Source organism: Streptomyces umbrinus (genome assembly GCF_030817415.1).
GTDB lineage: Bacteria > Actinomycetota > Actinomycetes > Streptomycetales > Streptomycetaceae > Streptomyces > Streptomyces umbrinus_A.
On sequence record NZ_JAUSZI010000002.1, the window covers coordinates 9,195,079 to 9,218,156 of the forward strand.

14 protein-coding genes are annotated in these 23,078 nt (G+C 70.8%); 13 read left to right on the top strand and 1 reads right to left on the bottom strand.

What is annotated here, in order from left to right; all coding sequences use genetic code 11:
- Nucleotides 1-4: 4 nt before the first annotated feature.
- From QF035_RS40665 to QF035_RS40725, 13 genes are all read left to right on the top strand, one after another.
- Nucleotides 5-5,242 (top strand): hypothetical protein, encoded by a 5,238-nt coding sequence (locus QF035_RS40665; protein ID WP_307526272.1) that lies wholly within the window; start codon nt 5-7, stop codon nt 5,240-5,242.
- Nucleotides 5,243-5,249: 7 nt separating this feature from the next.
- A complete protein-coding gene (locus QF035_RS40670; RefSeq protein ID WP_307526274.1) occupies nt 5,250-5,912 on the top strand; it encodes a hypothetical protein in 663 nt (220 codons plus the stop codon).
- Nucleotides 5,909-6,610 carry a hypothetical protein gene (locus QF035_RS40675; protein ID WP_307526276.1) on the top strand — a complete coding sequence of 234 codons (702 nt, stop codon included), beginning with the start codon at nt 5,909-5,911 and terminating at the stop codon, nt 6,608-6,610. The genes QF035_RS40670 and QF035_RS40675 overlap by 4 nt, the downstream gene beginning before the upstream one ends.
- Nucleotides 6,611-6,620: 10 nt before the next feature.
- Complete coding sequence (locus QF035_RS40680; RefSeq protein WP_307526277.1) at nt 6,621-7,001, top strand: hypothetical protein; 381 nt, start codon at nt 6,621-6,623, stop codon at nt 6,999-7,001.
- Entirely contained in the window at nt 6,994-8,133 is a 1,140-nt protein-coding gene (locus QF035_RS40685) for a hypothetical protein (protein ID WP_307526279.1), read from the top strand. Before QF035_RS40680 ends, QF035_RS40685 begins: the two co-directional genes overlap by 8 nt.
- Before the next feature lie 54 nt (nt 8,134-8,187).
- Nucleotides 8,188-8,724, top strand: a complete 537-nt coding sequence (locus QF035_RS40690) for a phage baseplate assembly protein V (RefSeq protein WP_307526281.1) — start codon at nt 8,188-8,190, stop codon at nt 8,722-8,724.
- A 20-nt stretch (nt 8,725-8,744) separates the two neighbouring features.
- Nucleotides 8,745-9,098: a hypothetical protein gene (locus QF035_RS40695; RefSeq protein WP_307526283.1), complete on the top strand. Its 354-nt coding sequence runs from the start codon at nt 8,745-8,747 to the stop codon at nt 9,096-9,098.
- The gene (locus QF035_RS40700) at nt 9,095-9,481 is read left to right on the top strand and encodes a GPW/gp25 family protein (protein ID WP_307526285.1); all 387 of its coding nucleotides are present in this window, start codon (nt 9,095-9,097) and stop codon (nt 9,479-9,481) included. Before QF035_RS40695 ends, QF035_RS40700 begins: the two co-directional genes overlap by 4 nt.
- On the top strand, nt 9,478-12,651 hold the full coding sequence (locus QF035_RS40705; protein WP_307526287.1) for a putative baseplate assembly protein: 3,174 nt from the start codon (nt 9,478-9,480) through the stop codon (nt 12,649-12,651). The genes QF035_RS40700 and QF035_RS40705 overlap by 4 nt, the downstream gene beginning before the upstream one ends.
- Nucleotides 12,648-16,619 (top strand): putative baseplate assembly protein, encoded by a 3,972-nt coding sequence (locus QF035_RS40710; protein ID WP_307526289.1) that lies wholly within the window; start codon nt 12,648-12,650, stop codon nt 16,617-16,619. Before QF035_RS40705 ends, QF035_RS40710 begins: the two co-directional genes overlap by 4 nt.
- A 55-nt stretch (nt 16,620-16,674) precedes the next feature.
- A complete protein-coding gene (locus QF035_RS40715) occupies nt 16,675-18,816 on the top strand; it encodes a hypothetical protein (protein WP_307526291.1) in 2,142 nt (713 codons plus the stop codon).
- Between the two features lie 96 nt (nt 18,817-18,912).
- Entirely contained in the window at nt 18,913-20,505 is a 1,593-nt protein-coding gene (locus tag QF035_RS40720; protein WP_307526293.1) for a DUF6519 domain-containing protein, read from the top strand.
- Entirely contained in the window at nt 20,505-21,401 is an 897-nt protein-coding gene (locus tag QF035_RS40725) for a peptidoglycan-binding protein (RefSeq protein ID WP_189840058.1), read from the top strand. Before QF035_RS40720 ends, QF035_RS40725 begins: the two co-directional genes overlap by 1 nt.
- Nucleotides 21,402-21,481: 80 nt before the next feature.
- Here the strand turns inward: QF035_RS40725 and QF035_RS40730 are convergent, their stop codons facing one another.
- Nucleotides 21,482-22,888: a hypothetical protein gene (locus tag QF035_RS40730; protein ID WP_307526296.1), complete on the bottom strand. Its 1,407-nt coding sequence runs from the start codon at nt 22,886-22,888 to the stop codon at nt 21,482-21,484.
- Nucleotides 22,889-23,078: the final 190 nt, after the last annotated feature.

Consider the following 23,078-nt stretch of genomic DNA (forward strand, 5'->3'; position numbering starts at 1 on the left):
CGAGGTGGAGGTCGGCGGCGGGGAGGAGAGCGCCTGGGACGTCAAGCTCAGGCCGGAGGACTTCCTGCCGGAGCAGGACCTCGACGTGTCGAACGTTCCGACCTCCGACCAGATCGATGAGTCCGCCGCGAACTCTGTCCCGCCCACCCCCACCTTTCCCGCTCCGCCGCCGACCAGGGCCGACAAGGTCCATGCGGAACGTGAGCAGGAGGACCAGGAGGACGCCGAGCGCGAGGCGGCGGCGGAGAAGGACGACCCGGGCACCGAGGACTCCCCGCCCGTGCCGGGCGCCGAGGAGGAGGCCGCTGAGCAGCGCCGCCGTACGGAGAGCGAGCTCGACCCCGAGGAGAAGTCCGGGCCGAAGCCCGCGCCGGGCGTCGCCTCCAAGGACCTCAAGCAGGGCGACGACCCCAAGGCCGGTCCGGTCGCTGCCGAGGCCACCGCGCAGGAGGCCAAGGACCGTTCGAAGGAGACCGGCGGCAACACGGCCGAGCAGGCCGCCAAGGAGGAGAAGGGCACCCCGACCGCGGGCGGACCGGGTGACAAGGCGTCGGGCGGCGGAAAGGACTCCGCGCAGACCCGCTCCGACACCTCGGCCACCGAGTCCCCGACGGACTCGGCCAGGAAGGGCTCCGAGGGCGAGAAGGCGGCTTCCGACGAGGGGGCCACGGGAGCGGCGAAGGCCGAGCAGTCCCCTGGCCCGCAGGAGTCGAAGGGGCCCAAGGACCAGGGCGGGAGCGGCACTTCGGACGGTTCGGCGTCCGGCGGTGGCACGACCGACTCCGACAGCTCGGCCGATACGGGTGCGACATCGCCGTCCAGCCTCGCTTCCTCCGACGGGGGTAACTCTGGCTCGGACACGGGGAGTTCAAGCCCAGGTACGGAGTCCCGCTCCCCCTCCCGTACGGAGAAGTCGAGCCCCGGGGCCCAGGAAGCGCGGACGGAGAAGCCGAAGGAACAGGCTCCGCAGCCGGAGAGCAAGGCGGACGGCCAGGCCGAATCCGCGGGCGGGGACGACTCCGGCTCCCGGGCCGCTCCCGCGGCTGCGCGCGGTGGCGGTGGCGGGTCGAAGGGCGGAGCCAAGGGGAGCGCGGCCAAGGGGAAGAAGGCGTCCAAGGCGGCGCCGGACCTCTCGGGTGGCTCCCCCGAGGAGGGCCTTTCCGCCGCGTCGAACCTCAAGCCGCACCAGGCCGTCGAGGCGATGGACAGCGTCGGCGGCGCCGTGGACAAGGACGTCGGCAAGGAGCACAAGCAGCTGGCGGCCAAGCCGCCCGCCATGGACCGCCCTTCCGGCGCCCCGAAGACCCTGCACGGCGCGCCGGACTCCGAGGAGGCGGCGCAGTACAACGAGGACAAGGCCAGTCGAGCCGACGACGCGAAGGACGAGAAGGCCGAGGTCAAGGGCGAGAAGAAGCCGGAAGGCAAGATCGACGCCGAGGAGATGGAGGAGCCGGACTTCTTCGACCAGGTCGGGATGATGGCCGGCTACGTCATCGGCGGGATCGGCGACTGGCTCGGCTTCGATGTGACGGCGGAGGACCTGGCCGCGCAGTTCGCCGGGATGCCCACCAAGGACGAGGCCATGAAGGAGGCGCAGAACGGCACCGCCCCGGGCGTCGACATGAAGGGCCAGGCCGACGACAAGGCCGAGGAACAGGGCGGCAACACCGACGACAAGAGCCAGGAGGCCGCCGAGACCGGCGCCGACGACGCCGGTCGCAGGATGGGCGAGGACCAGGTCTACCCGGACGCGCCGAAGGAACGGCTCGAGGGGAAGGTGCCGGCCGAGCAGGGCGGCAGGTCGCAGGTCGGCGGCGGCGGAGCGGGCACCGGTGCGGTGCCTCCCGAAGCGGCCTCCGAAGTGGCCGAGCACGAGCGCAAGCCACAGTTCAAGAAGGCCCTGAGCGACGGCCGCCAGGACATGGGCAAGGGCCGGGAGAAGAAGACTCAGGACACCCGCACGTCCCAGGACAGGCACAAGCGGCAGGTCGACAAGGAAGTCCAGTCCAACACCAAGGAGCAGACGGGCAAGCGCGAGGGCGTCCTGACGGACGTGGACAAGCAGCGCTCCGACTGGACCAAGGAGCAGGACGAAGAGCTCAAGAAGCTCGGCACGAAGAAGTCCGACCGCGAGAAGAAGATCCGCGACGACGTCAAGAAGGAGGAGGAGGACACCGACAAGGACGTCGGCAAGGAGAAGGAGACCAGCGACAAGGACATCAAGGACAAGGGCGACAAGGCCGAGGAGGACGCGGGGAAGAAGAAGGACGAGAACGTCGACGACTCCAAGGGCTGGCTCTCCAAGACGCTCGACTGGATCAAAGAGAAGTTCATCGAGCTGCGGGACAAGATCGTCCAGATCATCAAGGACGCCCGCAACGCGATCGTCGAAGCGCTGAAGAGCTTCAAGGAGACGGTCGAGGGCTGGATCAACGCGGCCCGCGAGGGCATCGTCGAGATGATCAAGAAGTTCATCGAGGACCTGATCGAGTTCGTCACGTCCTTGGTGGAAGCGGTCATCGAGATCGCCCGCCGTATACGCAAGTTCATCGCGGACCTCATCAAGGCGGCGATCGCGCTCGTCAACAGGCTCGCCACGGTGCTGAGGCAGATCATGAACGATCTGCTGGAGTCCATCGCGAAACTCCTCAGCGACATCCTGAACGTCCTGAAGAAAATGCTCCTGGACGTCCTGAACGCGTGCAAGGAAGCCCTCAAGGCGGTCCTCGACTTCGCCACGAAGTTCATCGCCGCATTCGGCGAGTTCATGATGATCCTGGTCGACATCCTCGCGGATCCGGGCGGCTGGCTGAGCGGTGCGAAGAACTCCGCGTACGACGGCGCGAAGAACCACCTCTTCAACGAGGTGAAGAGCGCGGTCAAGCAGTGGTTCAACGACAAGGTCAAGGAGATCACCGGCCTGACCGAAGCCGTCTGGAACAAGCTCATGAAGGGCGGCTGGACCCTCGACAAGATCGCCAAGGAGGTGTGGGACGCGATCGTCCCCCAACTCCCGTTCATCATCGGCGAGATCGTCATCACGAAGGTCCTTGCGAAGCTGATCCCCGGCGCCGGCTGGGGCGCGGCCATCCTGGAGGCCATCCAGGCCGCGATCGGCTCACTGGGCGAGATCCTCAAGGCTGTCGGCGCCGTCATCACCTGGCTGAAGTCCGTACGCCAGGGCGGCGCGGGCGTCCTCTTCGCCAAGGCGATAGCGGCGGGAATCGTCGTCCTGCTGGAAATGGCCTACGAGCTGATCCTCAGCGGCATCGGCAAGTACGTGTCGAAGGTAGGCAAGCGGCTCAAGGGCGTCGCCGCCAACATGGGCAAGGACAAGGGCGGCGGCAAGGACAAGGGCAAGGACGGGCAGGGCGGGGACGACAAGGGTGGAGACAAGGGCGGCGACAGGAGCGCGCCTGCGTCGACGGCACCCAAGCCGAATCCGGTGACGACGCCTCCCGGCAAGAAGTCCCAGGACGCGTCGGGCAGGCCGAAGGACCAGGCCGGTCCGGGTAGGCCGAAGGACCAGACCTCTCCCGGCAAACCCAAGGACAAGGACGGCCCGGCCAGGCCGAACGACAAGGACGCGCCGGCCAAGCCCAAGGACACTCAGGCCCCGTCCCCCGAGCCCACGAAGCCCACGAAGCCCACGGGTCCCACGAACAAGAACGACAAGGGCAACGGCAAGACCGACACCCCGAGCGACAAGTCGACGAGGCCGACGCCGCCGACGTCCAAGGACAGGAACGGCAACCCGAAGAACGCGGACGCGAGCGACAGGAAGGACACGCAGCCGACTCCGTCCCCGAAGCCCACAACACCGAAGCCGGGCAAGGGTGACGGCCCGGACAACACGAAGAAGGACAGCCCGAAGGGGAACGAGGACAAGGCGCAGGACCCCAACAACAAGCGCCCCGACCGCGACTCCAAGAAGGACGACTCCGGCGGCGGCGGCAAGAAGGACACCGACGGGTCCGGCACGAAAGACAGGACCGATTCGGACGGGAAGGACGGGCCCGGGAAGAAGGACTCGGACGGGTCCGGCAGGAAGGACACGGACGACAAGGGCAGGAGCGACGGCCCAGCACGCCCCCGCCCCGGCAAGGACGGCCCAGGCAGGCCCAAGTCCAAGGAGGAGAAGGACAGGAAGGAAAAGGAAGAGGAGGACTCCAAGGACGATCGGTTGCCCGCGATCGTGGCAAGGATTCGGCCTCCACTGCGCCGGAAGATGCGTCACGGCATCCCCCTTTCCACGTACCTCGCTGTCCTGGAGGCATACAAGCTCCGCTATCGGCTCACCGGACTCAGGCCTGGCGGCGGCGACCCCTTCACTCTCGTCGCATCCCTGAGGTATTCGCTCCCTGTGCTCGACGGCGACTATTCGGAGCCCCGGTCCCAGCCGCATGTCTACAACCAACCTCCCGGCGCGCCGGCCGCGGGACTTCCGGAACCGAAGATGCCCGCGTGGACCAGCGCCAGGGCAAGCAGCATCGAAGCCGAGTTCCTGAGCCACAAGCGCAAACCGAAGGGGCGTGCGCCCGGCAACGCAATGCCGCCGGGCTGGGCCTACCTCATCGATCCCGCCAACAGCCATCTCTGGGGAGAGCGAGGGGCGTGGGTGAGAGCGCACCTCCTCCCGGACCGACTGGGCGGGTGGAACTCCGAGAACAACCTCGTGCCGGCTCGGCGCGGCGTGAACAAGGACCTGGAACTGAACCTGGAGAAGCCAGCTTACGACGCCAGCATGAAGGATCCCATCTGGTACGAATCCAAGGTGGTATTCGGAAACACCGGAGTGATCAGGTCGGGGCCCGACGTACCGATCAAGCACATCCCGACCCAGATCACCTCCACATACGGCAGGCATGAGAAGAAGCACGGTCAATCCGGTGACCGCCGAACTCACTGGAATCGACTGGGCGTCGAGAAGTCCTACACGCTCGACATTGAGCGACCGCAACAGGACGAGGGGAAAAAGCTCCACATCAACACATACGGGGACACGCAGATCAAGACCTGGCTCAAAATCCCGAAGAGCCTGGCGAAACACATCAAGGATCAGCGTGACCTAACGCCCGGAAAGGAGTTCGCCGACCTCCGCGACTTCAGGAAGGAAATGCGCGACCGGCAGAGAAGGAGCGGGCCCGGCTCGCTCCCCAAGCTACAAGACGCGATTGACCAACTGGCCTTGCTCCAACGCAAGGGAGAGGTCGAGTGGACCAAGCTCCACAGGGAAAAGTGAGGACCGAATGCTTCCATACGAGCGCCGTTTGCTCGATGCCATCGACGAGGTGCGTGAATCGCCGTTCTGCGAGGTCATGTACGAGGAGCTGGGCCCGGGCGCTGCCCGTCGGGACCCCATGGGCATCTTCGATCTGATGGCGGAGGACGGTATTGAGCTCACCGAGCGCATCAAGGAAGCACTCTTCCCGCACCGCTTCATGGCGTTGCACTGGGCTTCCGCTCAACCGGAACTGGTCGGCGACTTCAGGGTGATGAACATCAGCGCCAGCAGCGAGGAAAGACTCCTCAACCTGGATGACCATGCCTGGTACGAAAGCGACAAGGCGCTCCTGTCGGAACTCACGATCCTCGATGACGCTTCCCGGGGCGGCAGCGGCCAATTGACCACGATGCGGTTCCTGCCAGGCGTGCCGAGTCCGGAGATCTGGTACCTCGACAGGTTCCACACCTTCGTCAAGCTCGACATGGACTACCGCGACTACCTCGACAACCTCATTGTCACCAAGGGAGTCATCGGCTGGCAGTACCTCTTCGCCGATGTCCCGCTCGGCGCCGACGAGTTCGGCAACACCCTGGATGATCTCAGGACCATGCTGCGAGTCTTCCCGGAACAGTTCCCGGATCACGACTACGCGCCTCTGCAAGAACGCCTGGAGGCCCGCCTGTGACCCGCTACGCAGACATCCCCAAGCCCATCCGTTCCGGAATTGTCGTGGTCGACCACGACCGAGGCACGCCCCAGCGGATCATCGTGCTTCAGTTCAACCCGGACACCCTGGAACGCAGCCTCAGTCCCCAGTCGGCGGGAGGCAGTGGCGACTCCGGTGGAGGCGGTAGCGGGACCGGAGACCGGAATGAGGCCCTGCGCCTCAAGGGCCCCGCCCAGGAGACCTGGAAGTTCACCGCCGAGATCGACGCGACCGATCAGTTCGAGGTTGCCGCACCCGACGGAATTCACCCGCAACTCGCCACCCTCGAAATGCTGGTGCAGCCCACGACCCAGCAGATACGGGACGCCTCGCGGTTGTCCCAGAAGGGGGCCATCGAGATCAGCCCGATCGAGATGCCGTTGACGCTGTTCACGTGGGGGAGCAAGCGGGTGATGCCCGTGCGGCTCACCGAGCTGTCCATCAACGAGTCCGCCTTCGACGTGAACCTCAACCCGATCCGGGCCTCGCTCAGCATCGGGCTGAAGGTGCTCACCGTCAGCGACCTCCCGGCCGGACACCGAGGCGCCGACCTGTACATGGCCCACCTCGCCCAGAAGGAACGCCTCGCGGCGGCCGCCCGCCGAGGCAGCCTCGGCGGACTCGGCCTCACCGGCGGGGACATCGGCGGCACGGCAACACTGAGCGGAAGGGGCTGAGGCAGAGGCCATGGCCGACATCGAGCCGTACGAGAACGCCCTGGACGCGATCCCGGGTGCCCACCCCTACCCCCGCACCAGCCGCTACCACGACGCCGAGATCGGGATCCACCGACAGGCGGACGGGACCGAAGTCCGGTACACCAAGCGCCGGTTGCTGCCCCCGTTGGCCGAGACCGAGGACGAGGGCCAGAGCCACACCGTCAGCAGCGGCGAGCGCCCCGACCTCCTCGGGCAGCGCTACTTCGGCGACCCCGCCCAGTGGTGGCAGATCGCCGACGCCAACCCCGTACTCGATCCACGGGAGTTGACCGACGAGGCGGGCAACGTCATCGAGGTGCCGCTCGCCGGCGGCTTCCCGCGGGCGGACCGGGGAGACCGGCGTGTCTGAACTCCCCGTGGGCCGGGGCCCCGTACACATCACCCTCCAGATGGGACCGAAGCTCACCCGGCCCGTCCAGGCGGAGGTGACGGAAGCCCTGCTCTCCGCCCAGATCACCGCCACCGCGGGAGAACGCAGCGGCTTCCAGCTCGCCTTCGACCTCACCAAGAACGGGCTCATCAACCGCACCCTGCTCCCGGAGGGGTTCTTCGACCCGAAGACCCGCGTCATCGTCTCCGTGAGTGTGAAAGGCACGCCCGAGGTACTCCTCGACGGCCTGATCGTGCGGCAGGAGGTGGGCGCCAGCAACCAGCCGGGCCACTCCACGCTCACCGTCACCGGCGAGGACCTGAGCCTCCTCATGGACCTGGAGGAGCGCACCGACCGCTACCCCAACCTCCCTCCCTCCCAGCGCGTCCTGGCCATCCTGCGCCGGTACTCCGACTACGGCATCCGGCCGGACGTCTACACGGAGAAGGTGTCCCAGCCCCCGCACCAGGACCTCCGCGTCCACTACCAGACGGGCACCGACCTCCAGTACGTCAACGAGCTGGCCCGCGCCAACGGCTACACGTTCTATCTGGAGCCCGGCCCCAACCCGGGCCAGTCGTCCGCCCGTTGGGGCCCCGAGGTCAGGCTCGGCATCCGCCAGCACGCCCTCAACGTCAACATGGACAACAACTCCACCGTCGACCAGCTGACGTTCGCGTACGACGGCACGGCGCGGGAGGAACCGCAGGCCCGCTGGCAGGACCCCGGCACCCGGCAGTCCACGCTGCTCCCGCAGCCGCCGATCAGCCCGCTGCGTCCGCCCCTCGGCAAGCGGCCGACCCCGGCGCTCAAGCGCAGGACGCTGGCCGGTACCGCCAAGCAGCAGCGCGAGCAGGCCGAGGCCGAACTCCTCGCCAGGGCCGCCGTGTCCGCCGACGTCATCTCGGGCTCCGGCTCGCTCGACGTCAACCGGCACGGATACCTCCTCCAGCCCCGCCAACTGGTCGGCGTGCGCGGGTCGGGGCGGGCGTACGACGGCGACTACTACGTCAAGTCCGTCACGCACATGCTGCGCCCGGGCTCGTACCAGCAGAACTTCACCCTCTCCAGGGAGGGTCTCGAAGCCCGCAGCGCCTACGTCAGGCCCTGACCCACAACCGCACGCACGGCCCCGCAACACCCCACAGAGCAGGAGCAGTTCAGCATGGCGGCAACCGGCAATCGCTACCTCGGCAAGTTCCGCGGCCGGGTGATCGACAACAACGACCCGCTGCACATCGGGCGGATCACCGTCGAGGTCCCGGACGTCCTCGGCGACGAGCCGTCGACGTGGGCGCTGCCCTGTCTGCCGTTCACCGGGCCGGAGGCGGGGCAGTTCGTGGTGCCGCCGCCGGGAGCGGGTGTGTGGGTCGAGTTCGAGCAGGGGGATCCCAGCTTCCCCGTGTGGACGGGGTGCTGGTACGGCGACCAGAGCGAGCTGCCGCCGGACGCGCGCCGCCTGGTCCAGCCGGCCTCGCAGGCCAAACCGGTCGTGGTGCAGACGCCCGGGGCGCACAAGATCGTGATGAGCGATCCGCCTGGCGCGGACCAGGGAATCCTGCTCCAGGCCCAGGGCGGCGCCTACATCCGCATCACCAAGGAAGCCGTGGTCATCGCGACCGGTGCGGGCGCCGAGGTCCTGCTGCGCGGCAACCAAGTGACGATCAACGAGGGCCAGTTGACCGTGCTCTCGAAGCGATAGGAAGACGGGGGACGAATCAAGTGTCCAGCGCAACAGGGGCATCCGGCGGTCTGCTCGGCACCGGTGCCGTGATCAGCTGCCCGCACGGCGGCCGCGCCACCACCGCCACCACATCCACCTCCGCCGTGCTCATGGACGGCATGCCCGTCGCCACGGCCGAGCACGGGTACGCCGTCACCGGCTGCCCGCACACCGTCGACGGGGTGCCCGTGCCGTGCGTCTCCGTCCGCTGGACGGCCGACGGCTCCGGCGTCACGGTCGGCGGCGCGTCCGTGCTGCTCGACACCTGCGCGGCCGAGTGCTTCACGGCGGCCTTCGTGCCGCAGGGGCCGCCCGTCGTCCAGGCCGAGCGCCGGAAGGTGGCCGTCCGATGAGCCCACGCACCCGCCCCCGCAGTGACATCGCGTTCCCGTTCCGGGCCGACCGCCGGGGCCGCACCGCGCACGCCCGGCACGACGAGCACGTCCGCGACCTGATCGAGCAGGTGCTGTTCACCAGCCCCGGCGAGCGCGTGATGCGCCCCGACTTCGGCTGCGGACTGCTCGACCTGGTGTTCGCGCCCAACAGCCCCGAACTCACCAGCACCCTCGAACTCTCCGTGCAGGCCTCCTTGCAGCGCTGGCTCGGCGACCTCATCGACGTGGAGGACCTCGACGTGGTCAGCGAGGACAACGCCATCCGCGTGCATCTCTCGTACGCCGTGCGCACCACCGGAACGCGCCGCGACGACGTCTTCGAAGGGAGGGCAGCGGCATGACGGTCACGATCACCACCTCCCGGCGGGCGAAGGCAAGGGCCGCCCAGCTCAACGGAGTTGACGCGGTCGAGGTCGGCGACGACGGCCTCACGCTCACCGTCACCTTCCTCGGCAAGGCCCCGCACGGCCTGTGCGCCGAGAACGTACGCCTCGACGGCGGCCGCCGCATCATCGGACTCACCGACATCACAGTTGTCGACCTGAGTGTCGAGCGCGAGGACGACCCCGAACTCGACGACCGGCTGTACGTCACCCTCGACAAGGCCGGCGACACCTCCCGCTACCGGCTCTCCCTCGTGGAGACCGACCCGTACGGACGCCCCGGGACCGAGCCGTACCGAGGCTTCGACCAGCGCTACCACAGCGCGACCTTCGCCTTCCGTCCCGACTGCCCGACACCCTTCGACTGCGCCGAAGAGCCCCACGGGACACGGGAGTTCCCCGAGGCGCCCGTCGTCGACTACACCGCGCGCGACTACGAGACCATCCGCAAGCTGCTCCTCGACCGGCTCGCGCTCACCACGCCCGACTGGATCGAGCGCAACCCCGCCGACCTGGGCACGACGCTCGTCGAACTGCTCGCGTACACCGGCGACCAGATCAGCTACCAGCAGGACGCGGTCGCCACGGAGGCGTACCTCGACACCGCGCGCCGCCGGGTCTCCGTACGCCGCCATGTCCGGCTCATCGACTACGCGATGCACGACGGCGCCAACTCCCGCGCGTACGTGACCGTGCAGACCGCGGGCGAGCACACGCTGCTGCCGGGCACGTACCGCTTCGCCTCCGTCGACGTACGCACCCTCGACCCGCACGACCGTCCGGAGCCCGGCACGGTCATCGACGACGGGGACCTCGCCGGACTCGACGAGCGCGGATCGGTGGAGGTCTTCGAACCGGTCGTGTCCGCCGACCCGTTGGAGCTGCGCGCCGCCCACAACGCGATCCGGCTGTGGACCTGGGGCGGCGAGGTGTCCTCCCTTCCGAAGGGCGCGACCGCCGCGACCCTGCGCGACGAGTGGCGTGACGCGGAGACGTGTGAGGAGCGCCAACTCGGTCTGAAGCCCGGCGACTTGCTCGTACTGGAGGAGGTGAAGGGGCCGCGCACCGGCACCCCGGGCGACGCCGACCCCGCCCACCGGCAGGTCGTGCGCCTGACCTCCGTCACCCCGGGCGTCGACCGCATCGAGGACCAGCCCGTCCTGGAGGTCACCTGGGCCGCCGGGGACGCGCTGCGCTTTCCGTTCTGCCTCGCCACGCGCGGTGGACGCGACTGCGAGCCCGTCGAGGACGTGACGCTCGCACGCGGCAACGTCGTCCTCGTCGACCACGGCCGCTCCCTGAACTGGTGCGGCGACGGCCTGCCGGAGACGGTGACCGTGCCGCCCGTACCCGCCGTCGTCGGCTCCTGCGACCCTCCCGCCTTCGGCTGCCGGGACCGCGACGAGGGCAACGCGCCCGCCCGGCTCATCAACTCCCTTACGGACAAGGCCGAATGCGGCGACCCGCTCACCCCTGACGATATCCGCGAGCTGTTCGACGTCGTCGGCGAGAACGCGACCGTACGCGCCGGCCTGGGCCTGGAACTCGCCGGGCAGCGGCAGGAAAGGGTGGTGCCTGGCACGGCGTACGCGCAGGTCGCGGCCCTGAGGACCCTGCTCGCCCAGTCCGTGTACCCCGGTGTCGCGCCCCGCTTCCGGCCGGTCCTCGGCCGCTCGCCCGTGGCGCAGACCGTGCCGTTCCCGGACCCGGGGACCGTCGCCGGCGGCCAGGCCGAGCGGATCGCCGCCATCCCCGGAAGGGTCAGGCAGCGGCTCGTCGAGCTGTGGCGCAGCGCCCGCGACGGGCTCGGCGAGCAGGAGATCGCCGAACTCACCGTGATCTACGGCCTGAAGACCCTGGAACACCTCGAACTCCACCTCCACCCCGTCCGCGCCCTGCGTGAACTCCTCTTCCGCAGCGACCAGTTGCTCGACGCCAAGCTGCGCCGCGTCGAGGTGCTCACGGCACGGGCCCGCGCGGGAACGGTCCTCGACGGCCACATCGCCTGGGAGATCGCCCACAGTTGGGGACCGGCGTACGCGGCCGGACTGCACCCGGACGAGCTGGTGCTGCGCGGCCCCGCCTCGGCGGCGCTCCGCCACGACCCGCGCCAGGCACTCCCGGCCGTACGCCTCCACGAGAGCGACAGCGACAGAGATGGCGACGGCGACCGTGGTGTGGTGTGGGAGCCGCACCGCGACCTGCTCGACAGCACTCCCCGCGACCGGCACTTCGTCGGCGAACTGGAGGACGACGGACGCCTCGCCCTCCGCTTCGGCGACGGCCGCCACGGCACCCGTCCGACCCCCGGCGCCCGCCTCGAACTCCGCTACCGGCTCGGCGGTGGCACCGCCGGAAACGTCGGCGCGGAGGCCATCAACCACCTCGTCCTGTGCAATGAAAGTGACGACGGCGACCGCGCGGAACCGCCCGTGGCCGGCGTACGCAACCCACTGCCCGCCGTCGGCGGCACCGAGCCCGAACCGGTCGAGCAAGTACGCCAGTTGGCCCCGCTCGACCTGCGCCGCACCCGCCTCCGAGCGGTCACCGCCGAGGACTACGCGGCCCTCGCCTCCGCCCTGCCCGGCGTGCAGCGCGCCGCCGCCGCGATCCGCTGGACCGGCAGCGTCCAGGAGGCCCACATCGCCGTCGACCCGTACGGCACCGGTGCCCCCTCGGAGGGGCTGCTCGCCGAGGTGGCCCAGGCGCTGGAGGCGTACCGGCGCATCGGCCACGACCTCGTGGTCGCGCCCGCCCGGCTCGTGCCGCTCGACATCGAGCTGAAGGTGTGCGCCAAGCCGGGGCACCAGCACGGGCAGATCCTGGCCGAGCTCTACCGCGTACTCGGCAACGGCCGCCTCCCGGGCGGACGGCTCGGCTTCTTCCACCCGGACGCGCTGACCTTCGGCGAACCGGTCCGGCTGAGCCGTCTGGTCGCCGTCGCGGCCGCGGTGCCCGGTGTTGAGAGCGTCCATGTCACATGGCTTCGAAGGCTGTTCCACGAGGACCGAGGAGAGAGGGAGGACGGCGTGCTGCGGCTCGGCCCGCTGGAGATCGCCACCTGCGACAACGACCCCGACCGGCCGGAGAACGGCCGCCTCGCGATATCCCTCGGAGGTGCCCGATGAACGACGACTGCACCTGCGGCGGCGCATGCGGCCACGGCGCGTCCGGTGGCGGCGCGTACGGCGACGGCGTGTCCGGCGGCGCCACATGCGGTGGCGGCGGTACGTGCGATTGCGGTGGCGCGTGCGGAGGCCACGACGAGCGCCTCGCCCCCGCCCCGCTCCACAACCCGCCCGGCCGCACGGCCCTCGACTACCGCGTCGGCGAATACGGCTCCTTCCTGGCCGCCCAGCTCGACCGGCTCGCCTCGCCCGCGTACCCGGCCCTGAGGGGGCTCACGGTCCGCACCCCCGACGACCCGGCGATCGGCCTGCTCGACGCCACGGCCGTCCTCGGTGACCTGCTCACCTTCCACTCCGAGCGGATCGCCGACGAGGCCTATCTGCGGACGGCCAACGAGCACCGCTCGCTCGCGCTGCTCGGCCGACTTGTCGGACACCGGCCGCGCCCCGGCGTCGCCGCCTCCACGCACCTCGCGTACAGCCTCGAACGCGATCCGCGCGCCGAGACGCTGCCCGTGGTGATCCCGCGCGGGGCGCAGAGCCACAGCGTGCCGGCGTCGGCCGACGAGGAGTCGCAGACCTTCGAGACGAGCCGCGACCTGACGGCCCGCTGGGACTGGAACGAGCTGAAGGTCCGGCGCCGCCGCCCGTTCCTCGTCACCCCGGCGGACCTGGAGCGCCGCTCGGAGCTCTTCGTCGAGGGCACGGCCAACTCTCTCCAGACCGGCGACCAGTTGCTCTTCGTCTTCGGTGAACAGGCGGCCTCCGAGCCGAAGTTGCTGCCCGTCGCGAAGGTGCGGATCGACCGGGACGACGAGATCACCGCGATCGGTCTGGCCCAGTCGGCCCCGCCCACGCTCCGGGAACTCGTCGACGAGGTACGGCGGTGGACCTCCGAACCCGAGGCGCCGGGCGACCCCGGCGACGAGCCGCCCACCCCGGAGGTCCCCAACCCGCGCCCGGTCAGCCGCCTGATCGAGGACTTCGACGACCAGGTCCTCGCCCCCCTGCGTGCCGACCTGGACGGGATCAAGACCCCGGAGAGCCTCGCGGCCCGTCTTGCCGAGCCCGTGGCGCGCCTGGGTGAGGCCCAGGTCCTCGCGGCGCCGTACGAGGATGTCGCGGCGTGGTTCGAGCAGTTGGAGGCGGTCCTCGCCGAACTGGCCGAGCGCGCCCTGGAGTTGGCGCCCTCGCAGCCGGTGCCGCCGACGGGCGACGAGCAGGGCGCGACGACGGCTTCGGGCGACCAGGGCTCGGCGGGGGCCACCGGCCAGGGCCCGGCATCAGCCGTCGCCCCGAGCCCGACAGCTCTCGCCGCCGCGAGCCCGACGGCCCTCGCCACCCCGACCACCCCTCTGGGCCACCGCGAAGCCGCCCTCCAAGCCCTCGGCTCAGTCCTCCCCGCCCTCCGCGGCAGGGCCCCGGCACCGACCACCGGAGCCGGCCGGCCCCGCCGCCCGGGCGCGGACACGGCCCGGCTGCTCTCGGCCCTGAACCCCGGCCTGACCGGCCTCTACCCGGCCTGGCGGACGGCCGCCGCCCCCGGCACCCCGGGGCTCCTGCGGGAACTCCTCGCGATGCGCGTGACCACGGCACCCTTCGGAGCCATGGCCCCGCTCAAGCCCGTCCAGGACGACCGGGGCCGCGTCATCCGTACCGCCGACTGGCCCCTGACCGGTGCCGCCCTGGTCAGCATGCGCGTCGTGTTCGACCCGGCGGGCAAGGTCCCGGTGCGGGCGGAGTTCCAGTACGTCGAGGGCAGCAGCTCCGACCAGCGTGCGGAGAACCTGCCGGTCGCGGTGCCGGTCACCTTCCGCCTCGGCGCGGGCGAGGTGGACCTGTCCACCCGTGCGGGCCAGGACCGCGAGCTGAGCTGGCTCAACCGGCGCCCCACCGACTCCCAGGAGCCCGGCGTCACCGCGGTCCTCCGCGAGGGCCTGCCCAACCGCACGCTCTTCGTGTCCCGCCCGGACGCGGACGGCCTGGTCCACGTGGGCGTGCACAACGGCACGTCCGAGCAGGTCGCCCTCCGGCCGGGCGTCCCGGAGCGGTTCACGCACGGCGAGTACGAAGTGAGCCTCACGTACACCGTGGGCAGCGCCGCTCCGAACGTGGAGGTGGTCATCGCCTCGAAGCCGGAGCCCACCAACCGCCGCGTCCTGCAGCTGGACCGGGTGCACGACGGCATCACGGTCGGCAGCTGGGTCGCGATCCAGCGGCCCGGCAAGGGAGCCGAGGGCGGCATCCCGGGCGACAAGAAGCTCGCGTTCGTCACCACGAAGGTCGTGGCGGCGCGGACGGCCGCGTACACCAACTACGGGATCACCGGGCGCGGGACCGAACTCGTCCTGGCGGAACCGTGGTTGGACGAGTTCGACGTCCTGCTCTCGCACATCCGCGACACCACCGTCCACGCGGACGGCGAGCCGCTGCGCCTGGCCGACGAGCCGCTGGGCGAGGACGTGCACGGCAACGAGATCGAACTCGCCGAGCTGTACGACGGGTTGAGGCCGGGCCGCACGCTGATCGTCGCGGGCGAGCGCAGCGACATCCCCGGGGTGGCAGCCGTGCAGGCCACCGAGGTCGTCACCATCGCGGCCGCCGACCCGGCCGTCGATCCCCAACTGCCCGGCGACCACGTCCACACGAAGCTGACGCTCACCGCGGACCTCGCGTACCGCTTCCGCCGCGAGACCGTGCGGATCCTCGGCAACGTGGTCGAGGCGACCCACGGCGAGGGCCGGGACGAGCCGATCGGCAGCGGCGATTCGGACCGTACGAACCAGACGTTCGGGCTCTGGCAGTCCCCGCTGACCTGGCTCGCCGACGACAACCCCCTGGGCGCCACCCCCGTCCTGGAGGTGCGGGTCGACGGAGTGCTCTGGCACGAGGTCGACAGCCTCGCCGGGCGCGGCCCCCGCGAGCGCGTGTTCATCACCGGGACCACCGCCGACGGCCGCACCACCGTGACCTTCGGTGATGGCGTCCACGGCGCCCGACTGCCCAGCGGCCACGAGAACATCCGTGCCCGCTACCGCTTCGGCACCGGCAGGGCCGCCAACGTGGCGGCCGGCCGCATCACCCAGGCGCTCACCCGCCCCCTCGGCGTCACCGCGGTCACCAACCCGCGCTCCGCCACGGGCGGCGCCGACGCCGACGGCCCCGGACTGACCCGGCGCACGGTCCCGCTGGCCGTCTCGGCCCTGGACCGTCTGGTCTCGGAGACCGACTACGAGGACTTCGCCCGCTCCCGGGCCGGCATCGGCCGGGCCGCCGCGCGCGAACTCTTCGACGGACGGCGGCGCGTGCTGCACGTGACGGTCGCGGGCACGGACGACGTGCCGATCGCCGAGGACTCGGACCTGCTGCGGGCCCTGCGCGGCGCGCTCACCGAGTACGGCGACCCGAACCTCCCGGTCCGCGTGGACGTCCGTGAACTCGTCGCGCTCCTCGTCGCCGCGAAGGTGAAGGTGGCACCCGACCACACCTGGCAGATCGTCGAACCCCGCCTGCGCCAAGCCCTGTTGCGCCGACTCGGATATGAAGGACGGGAGTTGGGGCAGCCCGCCCGCCTCTCCGACATCCTGGCCACGGCCCACCAGGTGCCCGGCGTCGACTACATGGACGTCGACGTCTTCACCGGCGTCCCCGCCTCCGCGACCGCCGAGGAACTCACCAGGCTCCTCGCGAACCCGGGCCTGCCGAAGGCGTCGGTACCGGCGCGCGGGGCGACGTACGACGAGAAGGTCCACACCGTCCGCAAGAAGGACGGCGAGACGCTCTCGGAAGTCTGTGCCCGGCACTGGGTCCCGCTCGCCGAACTCCTGCGCCTGAACCCCGACATCACCGACACCCGCCGCCTGGCGAAGGACCGTTCGGTGTACGTCTTCCGCGGCATCAGCCCGGCCCAGCTCGCACTGCTGTCGCCGAAGGCCGCGGACACCCTGATTCTGACGGAGGTCAAGTGATGGCGGCGATGTCTGTGACGTTCCCGGACGTCCAGTTCGAGACGGAGGCCGTGTGATGGCCAGGGAGCCGGACGGACTCGCCGAGCTGCTGCCCCAGTGGCACCGGCTGCGCGACGCCCAGGAGGGCGAACCACTGCGTGCCCTGCTCGCCGTCATGGCCGAGCAACTCGACCTCGTACGCGACGGGGTCGAGCAGGGCTACGAGGACCTGTTCGTCGAGACGGCGGCCCCCTGGGTGCTGCCGTACCTCGGCGACCTGGTCGGCTACCGCACGCTGCCCGGCTACGAGCGTGTCCTCACCACCGGTCTGCGGGGCGGGAGTTCGGCCGCGCTCACCGAGGCCGTCGCTCCGCGCCGCGATGTCGCCGCGACCGTCGGCAACCGCCGCCGCAAGGGCACCCTCCACCTCCTCGAAGAACTCTCCGAGCGGGTGGCCGACTGGCCCGCACGCGCCGTCGAACTCTCCCGCCACGTCTCCCACCAGCAGCCCGTGAAGCTGTACGGGACCGGTGGCGCCGGGCGCGGGACACGCGGCCGCACGGTCGACCTCAGGGACAGCTCCGCGCTCGACCTGGCGGGCGGCCCCTTCGGCGCGGTGGCCCGCTCGGTCGACGTCCGCAGGGCCGACTCCCGTCACCGGCAAGGGGGTTGGAGCCCGGCCGGGGTCGGACTCTTCGTGTGGCGGCTGAAGGCGTACTCGCTGACGTCCTCACCGGCATACTGCATCGACCGGGCCCGCAACCTCTACAGCTTCTCGATCCTCGGCAACGACACCCCGCTGGTCACCAGGCCGGTCCCGGAGCCGTCGCCCACCCACATCGCGACCATCGACAACGTCCCGGCCTTCATCCGCCGCCGTCAGCTTCACGACCGCCTCGCCGACTACTACGGCCCCGGCAAGAGCTTCGTGATCCGCCGCGACGGCGAGGACCGGCCCGTGCCGCCCTCGGACATCGTGGTCGCCGACCTGTCGGACTGGCGCTACCGGCCCAAGCGCGGGCAGGTCGCGGTCGACCCGGAGCTCGGCCGGATCGCCTTCGGCGCCCGCACCGCACCCCGCAAGGGCGTCTGGGTGGACTACCACTACGGGTTCGGCGCGGACATGGGCGGCGGCGAGTACGTACGCGATCGTGAGTCCAGGCCGGACGCCGAGTTCTACCGGGTCGGCCCCGGCGAGACGTACCGGCAGATCATGGACGCCTACCGGGCCTGGCAGAACGACCGCCGGGCAGGCCGCTGCGGTCCCGAGGGCATCATCGAGATCACCCACAGCGGCGCGTACCAGGAGCAGTTGGACTTCGACCTCGACCCGGGCGACCGGCTCGAACTGCGCGCGGCCGAGGGCACGCGGCCGGTGATCCGGCTTCTCGACTGGTACAGCAACCGCCCCGACGCCCTCAACATCCGTGCGGTGTCGGAGGACTGCGCCCCCGGCGAGCGACCGCGGATCGTGCTCGACGGGCTGCTCGTCGCGGGCCGTGGCATCAACGTCACGGGCCCGATGGGCGCGGTCGTCGTACGGCACTCGACGCTCGTGCCCGGCTGGTCGCTGGAGCCGGAGTGCGATCCGCACTCGCCCGAGGAGCCGAGCATCGTCCTGGAGCGCACCACCGCGTGCCTCCAGGTCGAGCACAGCATCCTCGGCACGATCGAGGTCATCGGCGACGAGGTCTCCGAGGAACCCCTCGACATCCACCTCCGCGACAGCGTCCTCGACGCCACCGCCGACGACCGCGAGGCACTCTCCGCCCCCGACTGCCGGCACGCCCACGCCGTCCTGCACCTGCACCGGACGACCGTCATCGGCGAGATCCACACGCACGCGGTCCGGATCGCCGAGAACTCCGTCTTCACCGGACGGCTCCACGTGGCCCGCCGGGGCATCGGCTGCGTCCGCTTCTCGTACGTGCCGACCGGGTCCCGTACGCCACGCCGCCACCGCTGCCAGCCGGACCTGGCCGGCCCCGAACAGGCCGCCCGCGTACGGCCGTTGTTCACCTCCCAGCGCTACGGGACGCCCTGGTACGGGCTGTTGGCCGACCGGTGTGCCGAGGAGATCCGGCGCGGCGCGGAGGACGGGGCCGAACTGGGCGCCTTCCACGACCTGTACCGGCCGCAGCGCGAGGACAGCCTGCGGGCACGGCTCGCGGAGTACACGCCCACGGGGACGGACGCGGGGATCTTCTTCGTGACCTGACCCCCGCCTGCCTCCACGCGCACTTGGCTCGACGCCCACCCGGCTCGACGAGCCCCAGAACCCGCACGCACTTCCTGAACCAGGGGGATCCCCTTCATGCACGCAGACCTCTCCCGCTCCACGTTCCGCCCGGAGCGGCACTACTCCGCGGTCATCGCCCAGCAGGGCCGCGTCCAGCTCGACGCGGACGCCAACGAGCAGACCGCGATCCAGCTGTACCAGGCCCGCGCGCTCACCGCCGACCTGATCGGGCAGCACGGCGGCCCGCGCGACGCCGCCGGCTTCCGCATCGAGTACGTCGGCGGCAAGCACGACATCGACACCCTGCACATCCACGGCGGCCGCTACTACGTCGACGGCATCCTGTGCGACGCGGGCCGCCCGGCCCCCGGCGTCCCCGTACCCGACGAGGGCGACGAGGAGGAGGAGAAGGCGCAGGACTCCGCGCAGCCGCCCGCGTACTGGACCTACTGGGACCAGCCCGACGGATACCGCGACCCGGAGAAGCCCGGCGACCGGCTGCCCTCGCCCGCCCAGGCCCCCTTCGTGGTCTACCTCCAGGTGTGGGAGCGCTCGGTCACCGCGGCCGAGGACCCGGCGCTGCGCGAGGTCGCGCTCGGTGCGGCCATGCCGGACACCGCCGCCCGCGCCAAGGTCGTCTGGCAGGTCCTGCCGCTGGCCCTCGACGAGCTGGAGACCGAGGAGCCCGAGCCGTCCAAGGAGGTCGTCCGCGCGGCCTTCGCCCGCTGGGCGCAGAAGCAGGCCGCGCCCACGGCCCGCCTCGCCGCCCGCGCCGAACGGCCCGACCACGCCGACGAGGACCCCTGCCTGGTCAGGCCGGACTCCCGCTACCGCGGCCCCGAGAACCAGCTGTACCGCGTGGAGGTCCACGAGGGCGGCGCGCCCGGCGAGGGGGCCAAGGGGGGCGAGTCGAAGAAGGGTGCCACCTTCAAGTGGTCCCGCGAGAACGGCTCCGTGGTCTTCGCGGTCGACGAACTCGACGGCACCTGGGTCCAGTTGGCGTCCCTCGGTCACGACGACAAGCTGGACCTGGACGTCGGCGACCGGGTGGAGTTCACCGACACCGCGTACGCCTCCCGCCTCGAACCCCTCCCGCTGCTCAGGGTCGAGGAACTGGACCTGCCCGGCCGACGCGTACGCCTGTCCGCCGAGCCGGAGCCGGGCGTCGGACGCCTCCCGCACCTGCACCCGTTCCTGCGCCGCTGGGACCACCACGAGGGCCCGAGGCGCAAGGGCGGGTCAACCACCTTGCGGGGCGGGGCGGTTCCGGTCACCGAGGGGGAGTGGCTGCCCCTGGAGGACGGTGTCGAGGTCTACTTCGCCAAGGGCGGCACGTACCGCACCGGCGACCACTGGATCGTCCCCGCCCGTACGGCCACCGGTAGCGTCGAGTGGCCGGTCGACCCGGCGCGCCGCCCGCTGCTCCAGGGTCCGGCGGGCATCGCCCGTCACTTCGCGCCGCTCGCCCTGGTGAAGGGCGAGGGCGAGGCCCTGGACCTGCGGCTCGCTTTCGGCCCGCTCGCCAGCAGCATCCCGGCGGCGGACGAGGCGACGCTCGCGGCGGAGACCCGGGCGCGACAGGAGGAACAGGCAGCGGAGGCCGACCCCTCCGGCGGGAGGTCGCAGACCACCGCCGAGGCGGAGGCAGCCGTGGAAGGAGACAAGTAATGGCGAAGCCCCTGACCGCGTCCAAGCTGGTGGAGATCCTGCGCGCCGAGGGCCTCACGGTCCACGAGGTGCGCAACTGGCGCCGCCACAACCGCAATTCGAAGGGCCCCTGGGGTCCGATGAACGGCGTGATGATCCACCACACCGTCACCTCCGGCACCGCCGCCTCCGTCGACATCTGCTACGACGGCTACTCGGGCCTGCCCGGACCCCTGTGCCACGGAGTCATCGACAAGAAGGGCCAGGTCCACCTGGTCGGCAACGGCCGCGCCAACCATGCGGGCCTCGGCGACGGAGACGTCCTGCGCGCGGTGATCAACGAGTCGAAGCTGCCTGCCGACAACGAGGCCGACACCGACGGCAACCGCCATTTCTACGGCTTCGAGTGCATCAACCTGGGCAACGGCAAGGACCCCTGGCCCGAGGCCCAGAAGGAGGCCATCGAGAAGGTCTCCGCCGCGATCTGCCGCGCCCACGGGTGGACCGAGCGCTCCGTCATCGGCCACAAGGAGTGGCAGCCCGGCAAGCAGGACCCGCGCGGATTCACGATGGACGGCATGCGCAAGCGCATAGCCGAGCGGCTGCGCGGCAAGGGCGACAGCGGCAAGCCGGCCCCCGACCCGAAGCCCGCGCCCAAACCGTCGTACGAGCCCTTCCCGGGCGGCGGCTTCTTCCACATCGGCCAGAAGTCCGCCGTGATCACGGCCATGGGCCGCCGTCTCGTCGCCGAGGGCTGCGGTCGCTACGAGAGCGGCCCAAGCCCCGACTGGACCGAGGCCGACCGCAAGTCCTACGCGGCCTGGCAGCAGAAGCGGGGCTTCAAGGGCAAGGACGCGGACGGCATCCCGGGCAAGGTCACGTGGGACGCGCTGAAGGTGCCCAGGTCGGGCGACTGACCGGCGGCCCGCCGCGCCGGGGCCGCGAACGAGCCGCGGCCGCGCCGGGGCCGCGAACGAGCCGCGGACCCGGCCGAGGGTCAGCCGCCGGTCACCTTCGGCGCCCACGCGCACGCCTCGACCGCCGCCGCCAGCACCGCCCGCTCGGTGGCGGTGAGGGCGTACGTGTCCGGCGTGCCCGACGGCGCGTCCAGGTGCGGGCGGGCCCGGTCGGCGTCGGCGGCGGTGAGGGTGGAGAGCGGCTTCATCAGCAGGTTGAGCGGGTGCTCCAGGTCCTGGACGATCGTCGAGTAGAAGTCCGTCGACGAGTTCCTCGTGGAAAGCGCGAGCATGCCCTCGTACACCGCCAGCCGTCCGTACGGCGACGACGCGAACTTTCCGACGGCGCGCGGGAGCGCCAGATCGTCGTCCTTGCTGTCGGGCCCCGCCTGCACCAGGAAGGGCGGGGCCGGGGAGCGTTCGAGGGTGGCGATGTCGTAGTGGTAGTTGACGTTGCCGCCCTCCGCCACCAGAAGGTTCCACGGAGCCACCGGGTTGAGCCGGAAGAACGTACGCGGTGACGAGTGCCAGCCGTCGTGCAGTCCGCGGAGACGGCCGCCGATGACCTGCCAGCGGTACAGGCCCTTGTCGTAGCCGGCCGTGACGATGGAGTCCTCGGTGAAGGTGATCGCGTTGATCGAGCCGTGGCGCAGGGACTCCACGACGATGTCGTGCATCGGCTGCAGTCTGCTGTCGGTGACGAGGATCCGGGTGTCGTCCGCGAAGGCGATCCGGGTGCCGGTGGCGTCGACGGCGAACAGGTCGGCACGCCGGAGGCCGAACTCCCGCAGATTGAGCTGTTCCTGCTCGCCGTCCGCGAGGGCGAAGGCGACGCCGTTCAGCTTCGTGCCCATCACGAAACCCGTCGCGGTCGCCTCCACCACCGCGTCCAACAGGCCGCTGCCCTGGGCCAGTACGGCCTCCCGGCCGGGTGTGTACTCGACGACCTCCGTGTCGCCGCGGTAGCCCCCGCTGTCGAACTCCCGCCGGGCCACGACCGTTTCGCTGTCGATGGCGCACAGCGACCAGTGCTGCGCGGGCCCCTCGTACAGCGTCGACCGCACGCCCGTCCGGTCGACGGTGACGACGCGCGAGGTGTGCGCGTCGCGGCCCCTGAGGTCGAGCGCCACGACCGGATGACGCACGGAGAAGCCCACCGGGCTGGCGAAGCCCAGCGTGTCGGACAGCCTGTGGGTCGTACGGTCGAACAACTCCGCCCCGAGCCTGGTCGCCTCCCTGGGCGGGAGCCCGGTGAGCACGTCCGCCAACCGGGCGTCGGCGTCGGACGGCGGGTCCCACTTGCGGCGTTTCAGATGGGCCGCCGCGCCCGCGGCCTGGGGCAGTGGCAGGGAGAGGATCAGCCACCACAGGGTGCGCCAGTCGCCCTTGCGCGCCACCTTGCGCGCCATGCCGATCGGATCCGTACCGCCGTCGATGCGCGGGATCACTGTGTGCCGCCTCCCCGTTGGTGAGCTTCCACCCCTGGTCACCGTCCGGACATATTTTGTCGCAGGTGTCACGGCGAGAGCCAGCGTGTTGTCACGTGGGGAACGTGGAGAACCAGCACGTTGTCACGTGGAGAACCAGCACGTTGTCACGTGGAGAACGAACAGGTTGTCAGGTGGAGAACCGACAGGC

What these genes read in the sequence shown, in the direction of transcription:
- QF035_RS40670 (WP_307526274.1), top strand. Translation starts at nt 5,250, where the DNA reads ATGCTTCCATACGAGCGCCGTTTGCTCGATGCCATCGACGAGGTGCGT.
- QF035_RS40680 (WP_307526277.1), top strand. Translation starts at nt 6,621, where the DNA reads ATGGCCGACATCGAGCCGTACGAGAACGCCCTGGACGCGATCCCGGGT.
- QF035_RS40690 (WP_307526281.1), top strand. Translation starts at nt 8,188, where the DNA reads ATGGCGGCAACCGGCAATCGCTACCTCGGCAAGTTCCGCGGCCGGGTG.
- QF035_RS40700 (WP_307526285.1), top strand. Translation starts at nt 9,095, where the DNA reads ATGAGCCCACGCACCCGCCCCCGCAGTGACATCGCGTTCCCGTTCCGG.
- QF035_RS40705 (WP_307526287.1), top strand. Translation starts at nt 9,478, where the DNA reads ATGACGGTCACGATCACCACCTCCCGGCGGGCGAAGGCAAGGGCCGCC.
- QF035_RS40710 (WP_307526289.1), top strand. Translation starts at nt 12,648, where the DNA reads ATGAACGACGACTGCACCTGCGGCGGCGCATGCGGCCACGGCGCGTCC.
- QF035_RS40715 (WP_307526291.1), top strand. Translation starts at nt 16,675, where the DNA reads ATGGCCAGGGAGCCGGACGGACTCGCCGAGCTGCTGCCCCAGTGGCAC.
- QF035_RS40720 (WP_307526293.1), top strand. Translation starts at nt 18,913, where the DNA reads ATGCACGCAGACCTCTCCCGCTCCACGTTCCGCCCGGAGCGGCACTAC.
- QF035_RS40725 (WP_189840058.1), top strand. Translation starts at nt 20,505, where the DNA reads ATGGCGAAGCCCCTGACCGCGTCCAAGCTGGTGGAGATCCTGCGCGCC.